Origin of the sequence: Tenacibaculum larymnensis, assembly GCF_028829235.1 — a bacterium.
In the GTDB taxonomy this organism is placed as follows: Bacteria; Bacteroidota; Bacteroidia; order Flavobacteriales; family Flavobacteriaceae; genus Polaribacter; species Polaribacter larymnensis.
The window spans coordinates 138,418-161,309 of the sequence record NZ_JAIWJY010000009.1; the positions used below are offsets into that span (position 1 = coordinate 138,418).

General features: G+C 31.2%; 14 protein-coding genes and 1 tRNA gene. 4 read left to right on the plus strand and 11 right to left on the minus strand.

Annotated features, from left to right (window positions below; genetic code table 11):
• Positions 1–88 precede the first annotated feature (88 nt).
• A complete protein-coding gene (locus LCI24_RS13365; RefSeq protein WP_274640826.1) occupies positions 89–2,416 on the plus strand; it encodes a TonB-dependent receptor in 2,328 nt (775 codons plus the stop codon).
• 75 nt (positions 2,417–2,491) lie between these two features.
• Here LCI24_RS13365 and LCI24_RS13370 read toward each other — a convergent pair whose 3' ends face one another.
• Genes LCI24_RS13370 through LCI24_RS13385 form a run of 4 tightly spaced genes read right to left on the minus strand, consistent with a single transcriptional unit; the run spans position 2,492 to position 9,201 of the window.
• Complete coding sequence (locus tag LCI24_RS13370; RefSeq protein ID WP_274640827.1) at positions 2,492–5,956, minus strand: efflux RND transporter permease subunit; 3,465 nt, start codon at positions 5,954–5,956, stop codon at positions 2,492–2,494.
• 22 nt (positions 5,957–5,978) lie between these two features.
• The gene (locus LCI24_RS13375) at positions 5,979–7,163 is read right to left on the minus strand and encodes an efflux RND transporter periplasmic adaptor subunit (RefSeq protein WP_274640828.1); all 1,185 of its coding nucleotides are present in this window, start codon (positions 7,161–7,163) and stop codon (positions 5,979–5,981) included.
• An 11-nt stretch (positions 7,164–7,174) separates the two neighbouring features.
• Complete coding sequence (locus LCI24_RS13380) at positions 7,175–8,587, minus strand: TolC family protein (RefSeq protein ID WP_274640829.1); 1,413 nt, start codon at positions 8,585–8,587, stop codon at positions 7,175–7,177.
• A 5-nt stretch (positions 8,588–8,592) separates the two neighbouring features.
• Positions 8,593–9,201 carry a TetR/AcrR family transcriptional regulator gene (locus LCI24_RS13385; protein ID WP_274640830.1) on the minus strand — a complete coding sequence of 203 codons (609 nt, stop codon included), beginning with the start codon at positions 9,199–9,201 and terminating at the stop codon, positions 8,593–8,595.
• A 126-nt stretch (positions 9,202–9,327) separates the two neighbouring features.
• Between LCI24_RS13385 and LCI24_RS13390 the strand changes: the two genes are divergently transcribed.
• On the plus strand, positions 9,328–10,299 hold the full coding sequence (locus LCI24_RS13390) for a polyprenyl synthetase family protein (RefSeq protein WP_274640831.1): 972 nt from the start codon (positions 9,328–9,330) through the stop codon (positions 10,297–10,299).
• 53 nt (positions 10,300–10,352) lie between these two features.
• Positions 10,353–10,426 (plus strand) — tRNA-Ile (locus LCI24_RS13395).
• 868 nt (positions 10,427–11,294) lie between these two features.
• On the opposite strand, the gene LCI24_RS13400 is transcribed toward LCI24_RS13395, so the two are convergent.
• The 7 genes from LCI24_RS13400 to LCI24_RS13430 all read right to left on the minus strand — a co-directional run bounded on the left by LCI24_RS13400 (position 11,295) and on the right by LCI24_RS13430 (position 17,968).
• Positions 11,295–12,794 (minus strand): carboxypeptidase regulatory-like domain-containing protein, encoded by a 1,500-nt coding sequence (locus tag LCI24_RS13400; protein WP_167444717.1) that lies wholly within the window; start codon positions 12,792–12,794, stop codon positions 11,295–11,297.
• Between the two features lie 11 nt (positions 12,795–12,805).
• Positions 12,806–14,155 (minus strand): CsgG/HfaB family protein, encoded by a 1,350-nt coding sequence (locus LCI24_RS13405; protein ID WP_121146285.1) that lies wholly within the window; start codon positions 14,153–14,155, stop codon positions 12,806–12,808.
• 30 nt (positions 14,156–14,185) lie between these two features.
• Positions 14,186–14,602 (minus strand): curli assembly protein CsgF, encoded by a 417-nt coding sequence (locus LCI24_RS13410; protein ID WP_121146286.1) that lies wholly within the window; start codon positions 14,600–14,602, stop codon positions 14,186–14,188.
• A gap of 11 nt (positions 14,603–14,613) precedes the next feature.
• Positions 14,614–15,303, minus strand: coding sequence for a CsgE family curli-type amyloid fiber assembly protein (locus LCI24_RS13415; RefSeq protein WP_164723447.1), 690 nt, complete (start codon positions 15,301–15,303; stop codon positions 14,614–14,616).
• 51 nt (positions 15,304–15,354) lie between these two features.
• Complete coding sequence (locus LCI24_RS13420) at positions 15,355–15,750, minus strand: hypothetical protein (protein WP_121146288.1); 396 nt, start codon at positions 15,748–15,750, stop codon at positions 15,355–15,357.
• 139 nt (positions 15,751–15,889) lie between these two features.
• Complete coding sequence (locus tag LCI24_RS13425) at positions 15,890–16,798, minus strand: hypothetical protein (protein ID WP_099216674.1); 909 nt, start codon at positions 16,796–16,798, stop codon at positions 15,890–15,892.
• Between the two features lie 546 nt (positions 16,799–17,344).
• On the minus strand, positions 17,345–17,968 hold the full coding sequence (locus tag LCI24_RS13430; protein ID WP_121146289.1) for a JAB domain-containing protein: 624 nt from the start codon (positions 17,966–17,968) through the stop codon (positions 17,345–17,347).
• A gap of 1,700 nt (positions 17,969–19,668) precedes the next feature.
• On the opposite strand from LCI24_RS13430, the gene LCI24_RS13435 reads away from it, so the two are divergent.
• Positions 19,669–22,892 (plus strand): beta strand repeat-containing protein (locus LCI24_RS13435; RefSeq protein WP_274640832.1); only part of this gene is annotated, 3,224 nt, incomplete at its 3' end.

Sequence of the window (22,892 nt, forward strand, 5' to 3'; positions counted from 1 at the left end):
TCGATTATTTGTAGTACTTCATCTATTATGACAAATCCGCATGCCTTTTAAATTCATCTTTGCTGCATAATTCAAATATTAAGTAATAATGAAAAAGCCTTTATTTACTCTTCTCCTATTTATTTCTATTCAGTTATCTGCTCAAATAACACTTACAGGTAAAGTTGTAGAAAGAAACACCAAACAACCTTTAGAGTTTGCCACTATAATTTTAACCAATCCAACAACAAACAAAGTTGTTGCTGGAGAATCTACTAATAGCCAAGGAGAATTTTTAATGAATATTAAAAAAGGCCAGTATAATATTAAAGTGGAGTTTATTGGTTTTAAAAATCATTCAATGAATAATGTTTCACTAACCAAAAACCAATCACTTCAAACTATCCTTCTTCAAGAAGACTTACAAGCCTTAGATGAAATAGAAATTACAGCCGAAAAATCTACCACGGAGTACAAACTAGATAAACGTGTATTCAATGTTGGTAAAGATTTAGTTTCTAAAGGTGGTTCTGTGAATGATGTTTTAAATAACGTTCCGTCAGTAAGTGTAGATATTGAAGGAGGCATAAGCTTACGAGGCAATCCGAATGTTCGTATTTTAATTAACGGAAAACCTTCTGTTTTAACAGCAAACAACGGCTTAGAGTCAATTCCTTCCGAAAACATAGAAAAGGTTGAAGTAGTTACCAACCCTTCCGCTAAGTACGATGCTAGTGGAACTGCTGGAATCATCAATATCATTTTAAAGAAAAATAAAAGTGGTGGTTTTGGTAGCTCTTTACAGCTAACTACTGGAATTCCTGATAATCATAATATCAACTACAATATGAACTACAAAAAAGAGAAATTTAATTTATTTTCTAATATTGGATATCGTTATATGTCTTTCGATGGAAATGGGTACTTGAACAGAACTAACCTCGATAATGGGACAGTAACCTCTTACTCTAACAGAGTTACAAATACTACTAGAAGCCGTAGTACTTTTAATCTTTATTTTGGAAGTGATTATTATATTAATGATAAAAACACCCTTACCTTAAGTTACTACCATAGAAACAATACAAGTAAAAACAAAGTTGATTATACTTTTAATTTTTTAAACAACACGCAACAAACAGATAGCATTCTTACTACACAAGAATCATATAGAGAGCCTCAAAAAGCCAATCAAATTGAACTAAATTACGTAAAAACGTTCGCCAAAAAAGGACAAAAATTTACTGCTAATTTTCAATATGATTTTTGGAATGATGACGAAAATGAATTAGTTAAAGAACAACAACAATTTCCTACAACTTCGGCTATAAATATTCTACGAAGTAGAGATATAGAAAGTAGTAAAGATTTTTTATTCCAATCTGACTTTAAACTACCTATTACTGAAAAATCACATTTAGAAATGGGAATAAAAGGAGAAATTAGAAACATTGATAGTGATTATAAAGTTTGGGATAATGCTGTTATAATTGATAGTTTAAACAACTTATTAAAATATAATGAGCGTATTTATGGAGCTTATATTCAATATGGAAACAAAAAAAATAAACTTCAATACTTATTAGGCTTACGTGCTGAACATGCCAATACTGGAAGTACAGACAGAAATAGTCAATTTAAAACTAGTAAAAAGTATACTGATTTATTTCCTACTGCCCATTTTACATACAGCTTTAATCAAGCTACTAATTTGCAATTAAGTTATAGTAGAAGAATTAGACGCCCTAGTTTTTGGCACTTAAACCCTTTTGGTGGAATTTCTGATCGAAGAAACATACGCGTAGGTAACCCTGATTTAAACCCAATGTATACAAACTCTTTCGAATTAGGTTTATTAAAAAGATGGAGTAAATTCACCTTAAACCCTTCTATATATTACCAACGAACTACTAATGTGTTTGAAACTTTGGTTGTAACAAACTCTTTTGGAGCTTTAATTTCCAAACCTATTAACTCAGGAACTGAAAAAAGATTTGGTGCTGAATTAGCCATTCGATATTCTCCTTATAAATGGTGGAGACTATCTAGTGAATTCAACTATTATTCTTTTGACCAAAGAGGAATATATACTGTTGATGACAACACATGGTCTACTCGTTTAAACTCTAGAATGAAGTTTTCAAGATTAACTATTCAATCTAGCATAAATTATCTTGGAGAAAGACAGAGCGGACAAATATTTACTGAAGCTCAGTATAGAGCTAACATCGGAGTAAGTAAAGACTTTTGGAATGACAAAGCTACACTTACTTTAAACATGAACAATATTTTTGATTCTAGAGTAAGTAAACAGTTAATTACTGGTGAAAACTACATCGCAACAAGGTATAACAAACCTGTTGGTAGATACTCTTCTGTAACTTTTACTTATCGATTTAACAGAACAAAAAAGGACAGAGATCGATTACCTGATTAATTATTGTTCTACACAATTAAAAAAGGGTTAAAAGTAATTTACTTTTAACCCTTTTTACAGTTAACAAAAAATCAATTATAAAACGCTACGTAACCACATTTTAAACTTAGTGATTAAGTAGAATAATATCGGTACTACAATTAATGTCAAGAAAGTTGCTATGAATAATCCGTAAATAACAGTCCATGCTAATGGACCCCAGAAAATTACATTATCCCCTCCAACATATATATGTGGATTCAACTCACTAGCTAAGGTAAAGAAATTAATATTTAAACCTGTTGCTAGTGGAATTAACCCTAAAATGGTTGTGATTGCCGTTAATAATACTGGACGTAAACGTGCTTTCCCTCCTCTAATAATAGCTTCTCCTAAAGTATGTACATCTACAAACTCATCAGAAGACAATCCATGTTCTACTTTTTTACGATCAATTAATAACTGGGTATAATCGAGCAGTACTACCCCATTGTTTACCACAATACCTGCCAACGAAATAATTCCCATCATGGTCATCATAATTACGAATGGTTTTGCCGTAATAATTAATCCTCCAAATACTCCTATTAAACTCAAGAAGATTGCTAGCATTATGATTGCTGGCTTAGAAACTGAATTAAACTGGAAAATTAAAATCAAGAAAATTAATCCTAAACCTCCAAAAAATGCTTTCATTAAGAATGCCATCTGTTTGTTTTGCTCTTCAATTTGTCCTGTATAATCAACTTTTACCGAATCTGGTTTTTCAGTAAATGTCTTCATTTCATTTTGAATTTTTGAAACAATCGCTGCAGCATCTGTATACCCTGGTGCTAAAGCTGAATATACGGTTACCACTCTTTTTACATCTTTATGCTTAATTGCACTAAATCCTGAGGTATTTGTTTGTTTGGCTACTGCCGATACAGGAATTTCTTTGATCGTTCCTGAAGACATATCTCTAAAAGTAATTTTCTGATTAAAAATTGCACTTTTATTATACCTGTTTTCTTTATTAAAACGAACATAAATATCATAGTCATCACCATCTTCTTTATAAATACCCGCTTTAGAACCAAAAATAGCATTACGCAATTGGTTTCCTACTTGCGATGAACTTACGCCTAATTCTCCTGCTTTTTTACGATCAACATTTACTAACATTGATGGTTTAGATTTGTTTACATCAATCTTTAATTCATCAATACCTGCAATACTTTTTGAGTTTATGAAATCTCTCATCTTTTCTGCAGTGTTGATTAATTCTGCATAATCATTTCCTTCTAGCTCAATATTAATAGGATATCCTGCTGGTGGACCTACCGCTTCTTTTTCTACTGAAATTTCTAATCCAGGGTAAATCCCTCTTAATGCTTCAGTAACTTTTCTTTGTAACTCTTTACTATCAGCTCCTCTACGGTATTTGTATTCACGCATTGAAGCAGTTATTTTTCCTTTATGAGGCATTTCTGCAGTTGAACCTCCATCTGTTTGTGGATTTCCAGAACCAGCTCCCACCTGAGACACTACACTCTCTACTAAGAAATTATAACCATTATCAACATATTCTGGTGAGTTTAATACTTTATACACACGTTCTTCCAAATCTTTCATTATCAGATTTGTCTTTTCAATATCAGTCCCTTGTGGATATTCGATATAAACAATAATCTGGTTTGGTGTGTTATCTGGGAAAAATTCAACTTTTGTACGTTGACTTCCTATTGAAGCTCCAAAACCTCCAAAAGCGATAAACAATAAGACTAAAGTGCCTAAAGAAATAATGTATGGTCTCCAGCCTCTTAGAGCCGCTCTTAACATTCTTTCATAAAAACGTTCCCATCGTGGTAATACTGTATTTTGAAAACGATTTGCCCACGGACGTAATGCCAATCGATATACCCACAACATGATAGCTGTAAAAATCATTACAGTACCTAAAGCTCCATATGTTCCGCCTAATAGCGCTATTAACAATCCAATCACTGCCATTACTGACGATAAGATAATAATACGTCTTAATGGCATATTTTTATCTTCAACACTCATAAACTGTGACACTAACACTGAGTTAAAAAATATTGCCACAAATAATGATGAACCTAATACCACAGATAATGTTACAGGGAAATAAATCATAAACTGCCCCATAGTTCCTGGCCACATTCCTAACGGAATAAAAGCTGCTACTGTTGTTGCTGTAGAAATAATGATTGGAAATGCAATTTCTCCAATCCCCTTTTTAGCTGCTTCAATCCTGGGCATACCTTCATCCATTAAACGGTATACGTTTTCAACAACCACAATACCATTATCTACCAACATTCCCAGTCCCATAATTAATCCGAAAAGAATCATGGTATTCATCGTATATCCTAGCCAACTCAATATCATTAGTGACATGAACATTGACATTGGTATCGCAAATCCAACAAATAAGGCATTTTTAAACCCTAAGAAGAACATTAGTACTAATACTACTAAAATTACCCCAAAGATGATGTTATTTACCAAATCATCTACCTGACCAATAGTTTTTGAAGATTGATCGTTAGCGATGGTTACTTTTAAATTACTTGGAAATATATTGGCTTTAGTATCTTCTACAATTTTCTGAATTTTTTCAGCAGCCTCTACCATGTTTTTCCCTGAACGTTTTTTTACATCCAGCATTACTACAGCTTCTCCAAACTCACGAGCATACGTAGTTTTATCTTTATCTTTAAAAGAAACTTTTGCAATATCTTTAAGGTAAATTGAATTCCCTTTTTCTGATTTTACTACAAAATCTTGTAATTCTTGTGGATCTTCAATTTCTCCTAAAATTCTAACAGTACGTCGTTGTCCACTAGCAATTAAATTACCTGCAGACATTGTTAAGTTTCCTCCGTTAATTGCATTAATTACATCTTGGAAACTTACTTGCGCTGCCATCATTTTGTAAATATCAACTGCTACCTCAACTTCTTTTTCTTCAGCACCACGGATATCTACTTTTTTTATTTCTTGTAAATCTTCAATTTCGTCCTCCAAATACTCACCAAATTCTTTTAATTTATCTACTGGGTAATCTCCCGAGATATTGATATTTAGAATTGGCATTTCTTCAGAAATACTTAGCTCAAAAACATTTGGTTCTACTTTAGCTCCGTTAAACGTAGGCCAATCTTCTCCAGACGTTTCTTGATCTATTTCATCTTTTACTTTTTGTTTAGCTTGATCTACTGATATGTTTTCATCAAACTCAACAACCACCATTGAATAGTCTTCTTGAGATGTAGAGGTTATTTCTACTACATTACTTACCGTTTTAAGTCTATCTTCTAACGGATCGGTAATTAACTTCTCTATGTCTTCAGCTGTATTTCCTGGATACAGAGAACTTATATAAATTTTGGTTTCTCTAATTTCTGGGAAATTTTCTCTTGGCATACTTAAAAAGGCAGAAATACCTGTTATAAGTATCATAACCATCATTACATAGATAGTTGTTTTATTATTTATTGCCCAAGAGGATAAACCAAACTCTTTATCTACTTGTTTTTTTTGTTTTTCAGTCATTAGACGGATAATTTTTGGTGTCTTATTTTGCTTCTTCTGAAAGAGTTAATACCTTAACCTCTTGTCCGTTTTTTACACTACGAGCTCCTTCTTCAATAATTTTTGTTCCGTTTTCAATTCCGCTTAGAACTTCAATAATATCTCCTTGTGTTTTTCCTGTAGTTATAATTGTTTGTTTAGCGGTTCCAACCTGATCTTTTAAGTCTTCTACCACATACACATATTGTTCTCCATTAGCATTCTCTGAAATAATACTTTGAGGAATTAAAATTGCTTTTTCATTAGAGTAATCATTGATTTTTAACTTAGCTGTTAAGTTTGGTTTTATGCTTCCATCTTTATTTGGAACTTCAACTTCTACTTTAAAAGTTCTGTTTGCTGGATTAATAAAGTTACCTGCTTGACGAATTTTAGAAGTTAACTTTTCTCCTAATACTGGAAACTCAACCTCAACATTTTTTCCTTTCTTAATAGAAGTAATATAGCTTTCAGGTACATCTGTTTCGATATACATGTTTTTTAAGTTTACAATTCTGAAAACTTCAGAACCCATTCCTGGTGCTACTACAGTTCCTTGCTCTTTTATTACGTCATCAATTACTCCTGAAAAAGGTGCTGTAATTACCGACTTTGCTAACTGTCTTCTTAATTGACTAACCGCGTTGGTTTGTGCTTCATAATTAGTTTTAGCTTGTAAAAACTGAATTTCAGATCCTATTTTTTGTTCCCACAAACGTTTTTGACGTTTATATGTTGTTTCTGCTAGTGCTGCTTGTGCTTCTATTTGAGCTAATTGATTAGCTAAACCTCCATCATCAATTTTCGCTAAGGTTTGTCCCTTTTTAACATACTGCCCTTCTTTTACGTAAATACGTGTTAAAAGCCCTGGCATTTCAGGATAGATAAGTACATTTTGCTTTGTTTGTACTGCTCCTTGTAATTCTAAATAGTGATCAAAAACCTCTTCCTTAGCAGAAAGCACTGTAATTAATGGAACTTTTTTATTGGTATCTAACTCAGAAATTTTATCATTTAAAACCTTAATTTCATCAGATAGTGTTTGCATTTGTGTGTCTAACGATGCTTTTTTCTCTCTAATTTTCGCTAAATCATTAGATGCTATTACGTCTTGTACAGACTGCTCTTTTTTACCTCCGCATGAGGCTAAAAGCAATGTAATTGCGAATAGTGAATATATTTTTCTCATTATAGTTGATTTTATTTTAGTGGTATGTTTAATGCGTTTTCTAATTGTGCTTTTTTAGCAATTACGTTTAACATTGATTGTACGTAATTGTTTTGCTGCGTGTATAACTGATTTTGTGCTTGTAGCAAATCAAAACTTGAAGAAATTCCTTCAAAAAACTTTACTTGTTGCTTTTTTTCTATTCGCTCAGCTAACGCTAAATTTTTCTTAGCTGTTTCGTAGTTTTCAATTCCTAATTGATACTCACTTTTAGCTCTCTCTACCTGTAAGTTTAGCTTCTGCTTTGCTTCTTCTAATCGTATATCTGCATTTTCTAATGCTATTTTTGCTTGTGCTGTTCTAGAGCTTCTTCCAAAAGAACTGAAAATAGGCACATTTAATGTAACTCCAAATAACGAATAGTCAAACCATTTTTGATTACTGTCTAAAAAGTTAAAATCGTCTGAGTTAGCATTAGCACCATAGTTTATAAATGCTGATAAACTAGGTAAAGCTTTACTTTGTTCTAACTTCATTAATAAACGCTTACTTTCCCTGTCGTTTTGAGCTATTTTAAAATCAATATGGTTATCGATATTAAATTGGGTAGCTAACAAACTTAAGTCGGTGTTATCAATAACTAAATTATCTAATGTAGAGGTTAATGTTAATTTAGTTTCAATTGAGTTTCCTAAAGAAACATTCAACATTTGATATGCTATTTCCTTTAGTCGTTCAGCATTTCTTAAGTTACTTTCTACATTACCTAAAGTGATTTGTAATTGTTCTACATTTTCTAACTCTGTTAACCCATTATCATAAGTCTTTTGAGTTTCATTCAAGTTTTTCTCTAGTACTTTTTTATTGTTCTCTAAAATCTCAATTGATTTTTCAGTAACCAATACATTTCCATAAGCATTAATAACAGCTTCGCGTGTTGCTAATTCTGTTTTTTCTTTTGCTTGCTCAGAGATTTTCAAATATGTTTTTGCTGATTGTAACCCTACCAAATACGAACCATCAAAAATTAACTGAGATAACGTTACCGATGCATTCATTGTTTGTTTTGTTCCAAATCTTAAAGGAATAAAACCTGTTGGTGTTGTTACCTCATTACCATTTCTTACAACCCCATCAAAATATTCTTCAACAATATCTATTGTACTTTGAGTATTATCAAAAGCTGCAACAGGCAATAAAGACACTTGCTGTTTTATCCAGTTTTGATACTCTACTTTACCATTAATTTGTGGCAAACCAATAGTGGTAGTTTCCCACTTTTTCTTTTTAGCTGCTTCTATATCATTTAAGGACACTTTATTGTCGTAACTGTTTTTTATAGCATAATCAATTGCTTCTTGCATTGACAAACTCATTTCTTTTTCTTGAGCAATGATATACCCTGTAAAAAAGAACACAAATACACCATATATGTATTTCCTCATTGTTTTTAGTTTTTATTTATTTTTCTTAATTGTTTTTCTAATTCTTCTACTCCTTTTTGAGTTGCTATTGCTCTAATATGATATTCTAAAATTTCATATTCAATTTCCATAACCTCTTGCATGTCGTTACTATACAATTCGCTTTCAAACACACCAAAAACAAGTGTGAAATAAAAATTGACTAAAAGCTCACCTTTTATGTTTGCTCTATACAAACCCTGTTCAACTCCTTTTTTTAAGTTATCTACATTACAATCTCTAAACATACACACCTCTCGTTCTATTAGTTTTGTATACGTTTCTGGATAGTATTTTTTTAATTGATACATTGGTGAAGTTTTTGCATTTTTAAACATTTCTTTAAAAATTGCTTTCACTGCAAATTCTTCTTCTACAGCATTGTAATTTTGACTTTTTACTGTATCAATCGTTTCGCTAATTGTATTATGAACCGATTCTGTACTAGCATCTACCAAAGCTGTTTTATTTGAAAAGTACTTGTACAATGTTTTTTTAGACATTCCAAGTTCTTTCGCAATATCATCCATCGTTGTGCTTTTAAACCCAAGGGTTAAAAACATTTCTCCTGCTTTATTAATTATTTTATCTCTCATAATTGTTTGCAAATGTACAACAGGAAACTCTAGAAACAAAAAAAGTTTCCAGAGTTTTAATCTTTTTTTAACATTACGTTATAGTTAAAATTTATCTTTACCTTATTTTTACAAAAAATTTCAAATTTGGACATATTATCATATCAATCAGACTTTATAACTTTTTTAGAATCTCAAAAATTTTCAAGAGAGCCTAAAAACCTTTATGAACCAGTAGATTACATATTAAGATTAGGAGGCAAAAGAATTAGACCAATCTTAACCTTAATTGCTGCTGATGTTTTTTCAAACGATTACCAGAGTGCATTACCAGCTGCATTTGCTGTTGAAGTTTTTCATAACTTTACTTTAGTGCACGATGACATAATGGATGATGCTCCTTTAAGAAGAGGAAAGGAAACTGTGCATGAAAAATGGAATATAAACACAGGTATATTATCGGGGGATGCTATGCTTATTTTAGCATATCAATACTTTGAAAACTATGAACCTGAAATTTTCCAAAAACTAGCACAATTATTTAGCAAAACTGCTTTAGAGGTTTGTGACGGTCAGCAATTAGATGTTGATTTTGAAACCAGAAATGATGTAACTATTGATGAATACATTAAGATGATTACATTAAAAACTTCTGTTTTAGTTGCAGCTGCTTTAAAAATGGGTGCTATTGTTGCGAAAGCTGATGAAGAACAAGCTCAACACTTATACAACTATGGATTAAACCTAGGAATTGCTTTTCAGCTACAGGATGATTACTTAGACACTTTTGGCGATCCTGAATCTTTTGGTAAACAAGTTGGTGGAGATATTATAGAAAATAAGAAAACATACCTTTATTTAAAGGCTTTAGAAGTAGCAAATGGTACTGACAAAGACGATTTATTAAATCTTTATAACGGAAAACAAAAAAATAACACTGAAAAAATAGCCACAGTTTCAACTATTTTTAAGGAGAATAACATACCAGAAGAAACACACAAACTTATTGAGTACTATACAGATAAGTCTTTCGAAAGCTTAAATTACCTTAACATTTCTGATAAGCACAAAGAAGGCTTACGTGCTTTTGGTAAAAATTTAATGAGCAGAAAAGTGTAAAAAAATAGGTTTTTATTTAAAAAAGTTTTTATTTTTGCAATCCAAATTTAACGGGTCCTATAGCTCAGTTGGTTAGAGCACCTGACTCATAATCAGGGGGTCCATGGTTCGAGCCCATGTGGGACCACTTTTAAACCCTTGAAAATACTGATTTTCAAGGGTTTGTTTTTTAACAAGGAAAGCAGAGAGGAAAGAAAAAATATAAATAAACACCTTACCCTTTTTAGTTTCGCTTCTTTATTTTTTAAATTAACCGCCCCTATCCATTATTCTTTTTCCAAAAAGCATCACAAATTAAGGTTTTACACCTGTTATCACTCTTAGTATTCCCCTTTTATTAATTACTCCTTTGATTTTATGATGTAAACGAATAACCACTTTAATCCCTGATGAGTTTTTTTGTCTTTTTATGTTAAACGGTTATAAATTTATCATCCGTGTTAATTTCAAGTAAGTTAAGAACGTCAGAGACTCTTAAACCTACCCAAAAACCAATAATAACTATATCTCTACAATCTTCTAATTTTTTATCGTTATAAAATCATGATTAAAAGTCTGTCAATATCTTTTTCGCAGAGCTACAGACACACTTTTTTCTTTGATAACGGAAACTCTCCGTATCACAAAAGCAATTTTAATCAACTAATTAATAGTGTTTTGTTTTTTTAAGGGTTAGTTTTGTGGTAATTTGTTGTAAGTAAGCATTAGTTAAAAATAGATGTTTTTTAAATTGAATTATTTGCTTTTACTCCCCCTCAATTTTCTAATACTAACATTAAATTAATTATCAAAACCAGAAAACTCTTTAACTTCAATAGTAAAAGTAATTTCACCTCCAATTGAAATAATAATTATTTCAAACTCTTTTAAAACCAGCAATCAATTCTTCATTTCTTTTTATAATTAATGATAAAATATTACTATTATTAAGTTTTAGCCAAGAAAAAAGCGAACGTTTTTTAACGCTCGCTCTCTCAGTAATTATTAGTTTTCTTTTACTCCCAATCTGGCATTGTAGCATTTTCGAACAATGCTGTTCTTGTTGTAGATCCTTCGCTAAAAGGTATTTTATAAATTGTTTTTGTTGAAATTCCGTCATTGGATGTATTCACAAAGATAATTTCAGCCTCATTAGGTGATAAGCGAGGGTCTAAATCATTTGTTCCATCAGCTTTTCCTTCTGATAAATCAGTAACTTCTGCTGTAGCAAATTCATATAAAAATATATGACTATTTAGTAGCCTATAATTACTCGATTCATATTCAGAAATATCTCTAGTGTATAACAGCGAGCTTCCATTTATTGTAAAATTAATCCCTCCTGCAGCTCCTTGAACTCCTGTTAAAACAGTGTCAATTATATTTCCTGTCATATCAATCGTATAGATTTGTACATTATACCCACTTGTATTATTGGTTTTTAGTGCTATTTTAGATTCATCATTACTCCAATCGCATTCAGTAATATAATTACCATCTATTGTTTGATATATTTGCTGTAAACCGCTTCCATCTTTATTTATCAAATATAATTTATCGTAATGCGGATATATGATTCGATCTCCGTTTGAAGACCAAGAGAAATCAACTTCGTTTAAATCAAACGCAACTACAGGAACATTAGAAGTAACTTTTTTAACACCTGAACCATCTGTATTCATTGTATAAATGTGAGTTTCGTTATTGTCTGTCCGTAAGAAGGCAACCAAATTCGCTGCTGAATTTTTTCTGGGTCTCCAAGAATTTGTGGTTGGGGAGGTTAACAGAAGTTCATTTATTGGTGCTTCATTAATATAGTCTCCTGAGTAAATAACATTATTTCCTGCTTCCTGTCTTGTATAAAAGTATCTATTATCAGGTGTTGATGTTACTTTAAATGTACTTACAGTACTTAATACTTCTGCATTAATATTATCTGAAGCAGCTACTTGCCAAAAATATTTTACTCCAAATTTTAAATCGGTTACCGTATACAAAGTGTCTTTTACATTTTCAAAAGATATAACATCATTATTAAAGTCGTTTTTAATCTCTATTCTGTATGTTATTTCATCTTCATCTGGGTCGGTTGATTTAAAACTTAATTCTACCGTGTTATTTAAATCTTCTATACCACTTACTGGGGATCTTAATTCTGGAGCAGTTGGAGGGTCGTTTAAAGCTGTTTCGATATCTAATTCAAAAACCACATTAATCTCTGTTTCTGCTCCTAAACCTACAGGTTCAAAAGCTGTTAAAAATCCTTCTTTAGTAGCACTTACAGAGTAGTCTTGTGCTGGTACATCTTCCATTAAAAAGTAACCATCTTCATCTGTAAAAGTTGTGTTATTGGTTGGTGACAATGTTATTTTAGCATTAGCTATTGGCTCAAAACTTCTCTTTTTAACTACACGCCCTTTAATAGTGCCAAATTCAACAAAATCCACAGTGTCTTCACTACAGTTAAATAAGGTTACACACATTAAAAGTATTGTTATTTTTATTATGCTTTTCATTACTTTGTTTCTTAAAAATAAACATTTATACCTGCTCCTATTCTCCATATAAAATCGTTTCTTTTTCCTCTAACTAACTTATCTAAATTATCTGAGCCTAAAAGATAGTTTTCTCCATAAAGAGTTAAACCTATTTTATTGGTTATTAAATACTCTAATCCCAGACCATACTGAAATTTAAACATAGGGTTATCTAGGTTTTTTTCTAAAACCGATCCAATCCCAACATACGCATAAGGTGTTAACCTATCATAAGGCAACATATTGTATTCTAAAAATAGACTTGATGTTAAAAATGTATTTTCAAAAGACCTTTCATTTTCTAGTGAAAACTTCCCTATACTTCCTCCGAAACTAAATCTTGGATCCTTAAAAAAGTACCTATATTTTAAGTCAAACCCAAACCTTGCAACTGGATTTGAATAATCACCTGAAATTATTGAAGTTCCTCCCATAAGACTCATTGAATTGGTAGCCCTTCTTTTTTCTTGTTTTCTATTAAATAATAAAGTATTATCTGCTTCATTTTTTTCTTTTAAATATTCTTTTTTAAAGAGATTAACAACCGTATCACCTCCTTGAGGAGTCCATAAACCATCTACAACACCTTCTATAATTAACTGTTCGACTGCTTTATCTATAGCTTCTTTTACAGCTAATTGCATAGGTTCATTTTTGGTTACTCCTGTTTCTACTTCTAACAATCTTCTTAAAGAAACATATCTATATAAGTTTGCTGAAATTCCTTGCGAGAGTATTGTTTTTGAGACATAAATATTTTTTAAGATTTGTCCGTTTGATGTAGATACAGCTCTTAAATACACTGTTATTCTATCTTCTCTATATTGGTTAGATGCTCCCGCTCCAAAATATCGAACTCCTGAACCCCCTGTAATAATATTAGAATCATAAGAAACCACACCTCCTTCTAAAATAATTCCAGCAAAAAGTAATGGTGGCATTTTTGTAGAATTAACTCCTTGGTATTCTTGCCTTGTAGACCTTATTATTTGTCGTTCATTTAATAAGTTAGCAATGTTCTCTCTTTCTATTGGAGTAAACCATTTTGATTCTTCTAATGATTTTAATAAAATTGATGTACCTCCTTGCGTTACCGCAGTACTAAATGTAGAACCGTTTTCAGTAGGCTTGTATTGTCCTGTTTGATCTCTAAATTTATAAACTCCTACGATTATTTTTTCGACAGGTTTAATGTTTTTAATTAAATCGTTTTGTAAAGAGGTGTTTTCTCCTATTCTAGCATTCGTTGTCTGAAATGGCTGATTAAGGTATGCTCCACAACTAGAAAACAAGATAAAACTTAATAAAGAGAATAATAATTTGAGTAATAGTTTTCTCATAAAATTTAAGTTATAGTTAATCGTTTTGTTTTAATTGTTTGGTATTATTATCTGTGTTTGTTCACCAGTTTGTGTGTTTAAAATATTCACTGATAATCCCCCGCTTGTAGGTGTAACTTCTACTACTAAAGACCCAAATACATAAGTTCCTACAGTTAATCCTTGATCTCCAAACTGTTCTTGAAATAGGTCTTGCGACAATGAATTTAGTAATTGCCTGTTTAAGCTATTTGTAAAATTTTCTAAATCTGAAGGCTGTTGAAAAGGATCTTGTCCTTCTTCTTGAAAGTCGTTTTGTGCATTAGCTGAAGCCAAAATTTGCTGATACCCGAATGGATTGTTTCCTCCAAAAAATGGATTTACCGGTTTATAAACTAGTTCTTGTGAAAAAGCAAATGAGCTTAGTAAAAATAAAACTATTGTTATAAGTTTGGTTACTATTTTCATAATTTACTTTTTTAAATTTTATAACTTAATAATGTGTTTCTCTGTTTTGAGTAACTACTTAATCTTACCAAAGATGCTTTAACAGCTCGTTTAAGAAAATCTTCTCCTGGCATAGTCATGAACTCAAAAATCTTTTTATCATCAGCTTCAATAATTAAAACTGTAGTTCTTCTTAATCCTGGTTTTTCTTTTATTTTTATGATAAAAGGATATTTTAAGCCTGAGAGCAGATACTCTTGATAAAAAAAGTCATAAAAGTCTTTTCCTATTTTTGTTATTGCTTCTTCAATAACCAATCCTTTTAATATAAAATTAGACTCATCTATTTTTTCTTTATTCATTACACCTACCTTTTTAGGTATTATTACTAGAGTGTCTTTATCTATCAATTTTTTCCTGTGCCTTATAAATAAATAAGCTTTTAATTCTTCATCAGGGTTTAAACTCAATCTTATTAATGAAAGCTCTTTTTTCTCGTTAGGTTTTAAAGAAAATTCTCCCGATTGTTTATTGTTAGAATAGTTTCCTTCTTTATTCTTTTTTAGTACTAATAAGTTATAATTAAGCTCATCTTTAAACAACACTCCTTCATTTTCAGCTTGTGCTTTTACTGCTATAAAATTGTCTTTTTTAAGAACAAGAATTTTGGCTTTTACCTCGTTTATTTCTTGAGCAAAGCTTGTAGTTATACACAGTAACAATAGAGTGACATATTTTAAAACATTTCTAAAAAAAATAAACCTTAACATCTTTTAATAATTCCTAACTATAATTGTTTTATAATTAGATTTTTGAATGATTTTCACATTTTCCATCAAAGAGTTTGTCCCATAAATAAGCAATGAATTTGCATTACCTTCTTGAAGAGCATTTATTTTTGTTGTTGAATTATTATAATAATCTATAAAATTATAATAGTTATCTCTACCTTTTTGTCCAATCAACTGTATGTCATTCATTCCGCTTTTTACTTCTGCAACATTATTAACTCCTAACTGATTAATTGATAGATTATAATTATCAACCGATTTATCATAATCTTGTAAATTATTTAATGAGTTGATATTTTTTTCTAAAACCAGAAAAGAAGCATCACTCCCTATTTGAGGTACAGACACAAAGTAAGTAGATGTATTTTGTTGTGTCATAGCTTTTAAACTAAATATTAATAGGATTATACACAATGTCTTTTTTATCCTTCGCATCATTACTTTAGTTTCTTATTAATAAGGGAGAGGAAAAGAAAACCCTCCCATTCTCCCTTATTTTTGTTGCTTAATTAAAAGTTTATAATCCTGTTTGTTCAACACAAGCTTTGTTCATGTAACCTGCCTGTCCAATAAAACTAGCATTTCCAGAACCTTGTGCATCTTGAATAACAGAAGCATGATTTTCTACACCAAATTGACTAATTAAACTTAAGTTAATCCCTGCATCTGCATTTTGATCAACGCAAGCTTTGTTACCCCAACCTGTTTGTGCAATACCAGAAATATTTAAACCTCCATTTGAAGATTGATTTGTAGAAGCTACATTTCCGTTGCCAAACTGAGCAATACCATCTATATTAAAGCTACCTCTTTGAACTTGTTTAGCTTTATTATAATTACCAATTTGTAAAATACCCGCTACACTTCCTGGCGCACCATTAGTTCCTGTGCTTTGATCTTGATGAGCAAAGTTTCTTCTACCTGATTGTGCTACAATAGCTACATTATTATCATAACGTTGTTTTTGAATAGAAGTGTTTTGACGTCCTGTTTGATAAGCATAAGCTCTGTTGTTTTCTGCCCAACCTACACCAACATCTTGTTGTGCATAGTTTTTATATCCTACTTGATTTACAAAACCAGAGTTATAATCTCCATGTTGTTTAATGTCGGTTTCGTTCTTTCTTCCTCTTTGATATACAGTAGCTTCATTTCCCAAACCTCCTGAAAACCCTTGATTCTGACCATCTTGATCAATTTTAGACAGGTTTCCAACTCCGGTTTGAACAACACTTGCGTCATTCATATGTCCTGTTTGATCTACATAACTTGTGTTAATTACGGCTCCTCTATTTCCATAGGAAGGTCCTACTTGCGAAACTGAACATCCAAGACAATTAGCTTTAGGTGTTGGTAATGGATTAGCGAACTGTGCAAAAGCTGTTCCTGAAGCTAAAAAAATAGCTGCTAATAAAAATTTTTTCATAATAGATAATTTTAAAATACGTTAGTTAATTTTTAGCATACTCTATCTACGACAAGCATACAAATAGTAATGATGCTTATTGTGGGAGAATGCTAGTAAATAAGGGTAAGATAAAATTATGGGGTAAAATGCAAAGGTTAGTTTGATAACCGTGATTACATCCATCAGTTTAAAATAAAACTGTAAGAAACTATATATAGTTTGTCTGTTTAAACGTAGCTAATATACGATTTTTTCAGTTTCAAAAACCAATAAAGATTTCTTTACTTTTAAAAAAAGTGAATAAGAGAAGCCAAAAACACGCTATAAACGTAGCCTTTAGCTTTACATTTCTTTATCCTTAATTTAAAAAAAAGGGGGATTCTCCCCTTTTTTTTAATGTATTTTCTTCTTTAAAATAAGTTACTTTATCTAATAAATAAAAGTTTTTTATTTCTTGTTAAGTAGTATTTGTCTTTTTGCTTCTTTACTTTATTCGATTAGTCTGATTAGGGAAAAAAAAGTATTAACGAATTAATTTTGTTACCTTATAATTAGAAATTTGTTTTACGACCTTTTCACTCGTAGTTTCTCCACTTCTTCAATGGTAAGACCTGTGTTTTTAGCGATTAACTCATTATCAAGACCACTTCTTTTGAAAGCTTTTGCGATTTCAATGGCTTTTTTCTTTTCAGCTATTTCAGTAGCTTCTTTTTTTAGACGCTGCTCTAACACATATTTAGGAACGTATTTAGTGCTTTTTTTAAGCTCATCTAATAACCCAATATCTCCAAAACTAAGATAGCTCTTCTCAGATATTATAAGATGGTCTACCACTTCAGTATCCACAATAATGCCTACTTGTATTAAACGGTCAGAAATATCTTTGTCTGCCTCTGAAGGTTTTAATTCACCACTTGGATGGTTATGGCATAATATGATTTTAACAGCTCTTTTTTGCAACGCAAAACTAAATACCTCCATAGGCTCCACCAAGGTTGCATTGACAGTTCCTAAACTTATGAGCTCAATAAAAAGAATACGGTTGTTATTAGCTAAACCAATAACCCAAAAATGCTCACGATTTTGGTCTATTTTATTATCTCTTAATAAAATGCGCTGCATAATTCCGTAAATATCATCGGAATTTAGAATCTTTATCTTCTCTTGTTCTGTCAATTTTATGTCCATAAAAACAAATGTAAGATTTTATTGTTTACAAATCATACACTTCTAAAAACTGTCTAACCTCACTAGGGCATAGCTTTTTTATGTTTAGCAACCTCAATAGACAAATTTTGATTATTTCATTAATTGTTACTCGTATTTCTTTTCAGATAATTAACAGTATTTTTTGAGAAGCTTTTTTTACTGTAAATTACATTCTCTAGTTATATTTTTAAATTATATATAATAATGTTATTACTATTAGTAAATTAGTATTGTGCTTCTGCATGTATGTGTTATGAGTATCTTCATAAGCCTCATTAATATTATCTTGAGAGCTGGTTATTTCTGTTTGAAAAAATGTTATTCATATTTTTGTGTAAATTTCGCTTTCTTACGTCTTATCTTCTTTTTAAAGATTTTTTTATTAAAAAAAATGTTTATATTTTAATTTTTAAAGTTTAAACACCTATGTAGATGCTAAAAAAAGTTTTTCGCTTTCTGGTGTTTATGATTGCACTTTTATGTATTGAGTTTTTCTACAGCTTTGTTATAAGCATTTGTAAATTCACTACGGTATTTTAAAAAAATCTGTGACTTGCTCAGCAAGTATTAGAGTTGTCTATTGTACTTTTCATAGTGGTTCTATCTAAAAAAAGGATAGTTGATGTGGTTGTTTTGTTTACTTATTATATTTAATTCACAGTATTATTAAAAATAAAAAGAGCATCCAAAATGTATGGATGCCCAATTCTATTCATGTACAGCAATCTACGCCCCCCGTAATCGTCTGTACACCTTGGTTAGTGGTTGTTAACGTAAAGTTACTGAAACTTATTATTTGTAGACTTATAATATTGTAAAAAACACCAACCCTAACACCAAGTAATCAACCACTTAACAAGTAGTTCTCAATTTTATTTTGACTATTTTGGAATGATAAAAGGTTAATCTTTTGTCTCTTTTTACACTAAATCATATACTTCTAAAAATCGTCTTACCTCACTAGGGCATAACTTTTTTATGTTTAGCAATCTCAATAGATAAATTGCGAGTATCTAATATCATCTCATTAATTATTACTCACACTACTCTTTCAAGTAAGTGATAGTGCTTCTCGAAAAGTTTCTTTTTATTGTAAATTAAATTCATTAATGATGCTTTAAATACTATGTCTAATTATGCCAGCCCTATTAGTAAATTAATCTCTTATAAAAAACATAAAAAAATGTTAAAATATTTTCCATATATTTATACTGAGATTTTAAAGAATTTCACTTTCTTTAATTATCTATTAAATAAAAAAAGATGAAATAACAGTATCATAATACATTAACAAAATCTAGTCTCCCAACATGAAACACTTTTATTATCAGAATTTTAACACCATAATATTCACGTTAGATTTTATCATTCTTATCCGTAAAATTCAGCTATCTATATTTAGAAAAGAGAAAGTAACTAGGCTCTCAACAAAGAAAAAAACATGTTTAAAGAATCTTTTCAGTTCTTTAAACACAGCTTGTAAGATTCATTCTAAGATATATCCATGCAAATTTCACATAATTCCAAACCATAATTAACTAATTACAAAAACACTCTAATACATTTTTAGATAGTTTTTATATTTAATTTATACATAATTTACACCATCAATATGGTAAATATGTAATTACAGTTCTGTATTTGTATTATCCCTATTTTTAAATAAAAATTAGCTTTACATGAAAAATAAGTCCTCTCACTATCATATACATAAAAGCATATTATATGTAATTTTATTAACATTTACTATAACTAGTAATAGTCAAATATCTGTAAAAGAAAACCTAAAAAAAGGCAATCTTAATAAGGTTTTGTCTTACAAACCTCTACAAGACACAAAGCTATCCCTTTCCAACAATCCTCTTAGTTCCATAACCAGTTCTTTTTTAATAGAAAGAAAAACTAAAATCAATAAAAGTAGAACGAGGCAAAAATTCTCCTCTTCTTCTTTTAACATGATGATGGCTGCTCCTACTTTAGATCTGAATACCATAACACCAGGAAACAACTATGATTTTCAACTACAACCAACAACTTCTAATGTATTCCCTGTAACAGTAAGCCCAAATGTCACAACAGATGCAGGGGTTTTAAGTGCAACCCTAAATTTTTCCGGTATTGTTGACTTTCCCTCTGGTGAATTGTTAGCTATTAATAATGGAGGTGGTTTTGACTTATTATGGTTACAAGTACCTGTTTCCGGCCCATTTACTTATACCATAGGGGCTTCTACAATACAAATAACCCAATTAACAAACACTTCTTTTAATATAACGGAAACCTCAGGTAATCCAATTGCGAACTCTGAATTCGAAACATTTTTATCAACTTTGTTTTATGGAGACTTACAAAACCCTTATACAGATGGAGTACGAACAATGGATGTTACTATTTTTGATACTAATGGAGACTTTACAACTGCACAAACTATAATAAGAGTTTATACAACACCACCAACTGTTGTTGATGAAATCAATAGTATATCAGCAAACTCTACAGGGACAGTCACAGGCAATGTTTTGGCAAATGATTCTGGTTCAACAGCAATATCTGTTACCGAAGTAGACGTGTACCCATCTATGGTTAATAATACATATACCACATTATATGGTACAATTACAATACAAGCAAATGGTACTTATACTTATGATGTTGATGAAACAAATGCTTCTGTTACAGGTTTAAAAAGCGGAGAGAGTTTAGATGATATTATTTCTTATACTGTAGCAGATGCCATTGGAATAAAAGATTATGGTATATTAACCATAACAATTAACGGAGTAGATGAAGCTCCTGACGCAATAGATAACACAGATTCTTTAACTGCTTTTATCGATGCAAGTGCCACAGGTAATGTAATAACCGATTCTGGAACGGGGGGCTCTGATACCGTAGATCGAGGCTTATCTACTTTAGTTTGGGAAAGCAATTTTACAAATGGAGAAACAGTAAATGGAAAAACAAAAACTATTGGTGGCGTGGGGCTTTCTTTTACTACTTTAGACCCTGGAGGATTTGGTACATCTTTTAACCAAACAGTAGATTATACTACCAACGGAGGTCATACAGGTTATTTAATATACAATATAGACGGAACAACTAACCCCACTGATGACACTGTTTTAGTTATAGATTTTGATCAACCCGTTTTTAATTTAGGTTTCTTACTAACAGATATTGATTTTTCACAAGGAAGTTCTTGGCAAGATCAAATAAAAATTGAAGGTAATTTAGATGGTATAAATTCAACTTATAAGTTTGTTACAACAGGTGGAGTAATTAACTCAGGAAGTAATACTTTTTATGGAATAGGCAGTGCAATACCTAGTGACGCTACAGGAAATATCAATGTGTTTTTTGAACAGCCAATTAATCAGTTAAGATTAAGTTATAATTATGGGCCTAATGTTACAGATCCTGACCCTCTTGGACAAATTGCTGGTGTTTCAGATGTTTACTGGCAAGGTTCTGGCTCTGTTACCACCATAAGACTTGGTACTACATTAGGCAACCTAAATACCGGAAATTTAAATACTTCATACCCTGGAACTTACGGGTCAATAATAATGAATCCTGATGGAAGTTATGAATATATTGTTGATACTTCAAACCCAGCAGTAGCAGGCTTACTCGTAGGTCAAACATTAACAGATACATTTTTTTATGAAATTTCTGACGGAGTGTCTTCTGATACAGCTAATTTAGTAATTACTATTAATGGATCAGGGACAGACCCTGATGGTGATGGAATAGCCGATAGGCTAGATTTAGATGATGATAATGATGGAATATTAGACACAGAAGAATCATTAGCTTGTGCAGGAACCCCATTAGATTTAACAGGAATTGGAACTACCTTAACCTCTGGCAGCTATTTTGATCAAGATACAGAAAAAATAATAGATGTAACAATTACTACAACAGGTACAGTAAACGAAGGTAATGCTAATGGAGATATCTTAATCACTCAAGGAGGAACAGCAACTTTTACTTTTTCATCCCCAGTAACAGTTTCCTTAAAACATGAAATTGGTATAACTGGAAATTTTGATACGGGGGATACTTGGGAGTTAACTTCAACAGGAGAATTTACTGTAGCCGACCCAAATAATGATTTAATGATTAATTCTAACTCTGGTGGCATTTTGAACTTTGATGCCTTAGGTACTATTTCAGCATCTGAAGCTTGGGAAATTAAAACAACCACAACATCATTAAAACTTGATCTAAAATCTGGAAACACGACGTCTCCTATTAACTTAGCCTTAATTTGTGGAGGCTTTTTAGATTCCGATAATGATGGAGTTCCGAATCATTTAGACTTAGATAGTGATAATGATGGGTGCTTTGATGCAATAGAAGCAAGCGAAAATGTTACTTCTGGTCAGTTAGACGGAAATGGAAGAATAGATATAGCAGCTCAAGGAAGCATAGATAGCAATGGGGTTCCTAACCTTGTAAATGCTTCTGGAGCAGCAGATATTGGAAGTGATCAAGGACAAGAAACCACAGGTAATGAGATTGTTGCTACTCAAATACAAATGGACACACAACCAAGTGATAGCACTATATGTTTAGGAAGTAATGTTATTTTTACAGCCGCAGCAAGCTCCTTAAGTACAACTACTTATACAGTAACCGCTCCAGGAACAAATCCTGATTACAGTGGTAGCACAAGTACTACAACAGGGTTAGTATATCAATGGCAAGAACAAATTGCAGGTGCTGGAGCTTGGAATAATATTTCTAATGGAGGAATATATAGCAATGCAACTACGCCTGCATTAACCTTAACAAATCCACCAATAACAGCTTCCACTAATAAATACAGGTTAATAGTAACAAGTACACTTAATACCTGTCAGTCTTTAACTTCTGACGAAGTATCTCTTACAATTATCCC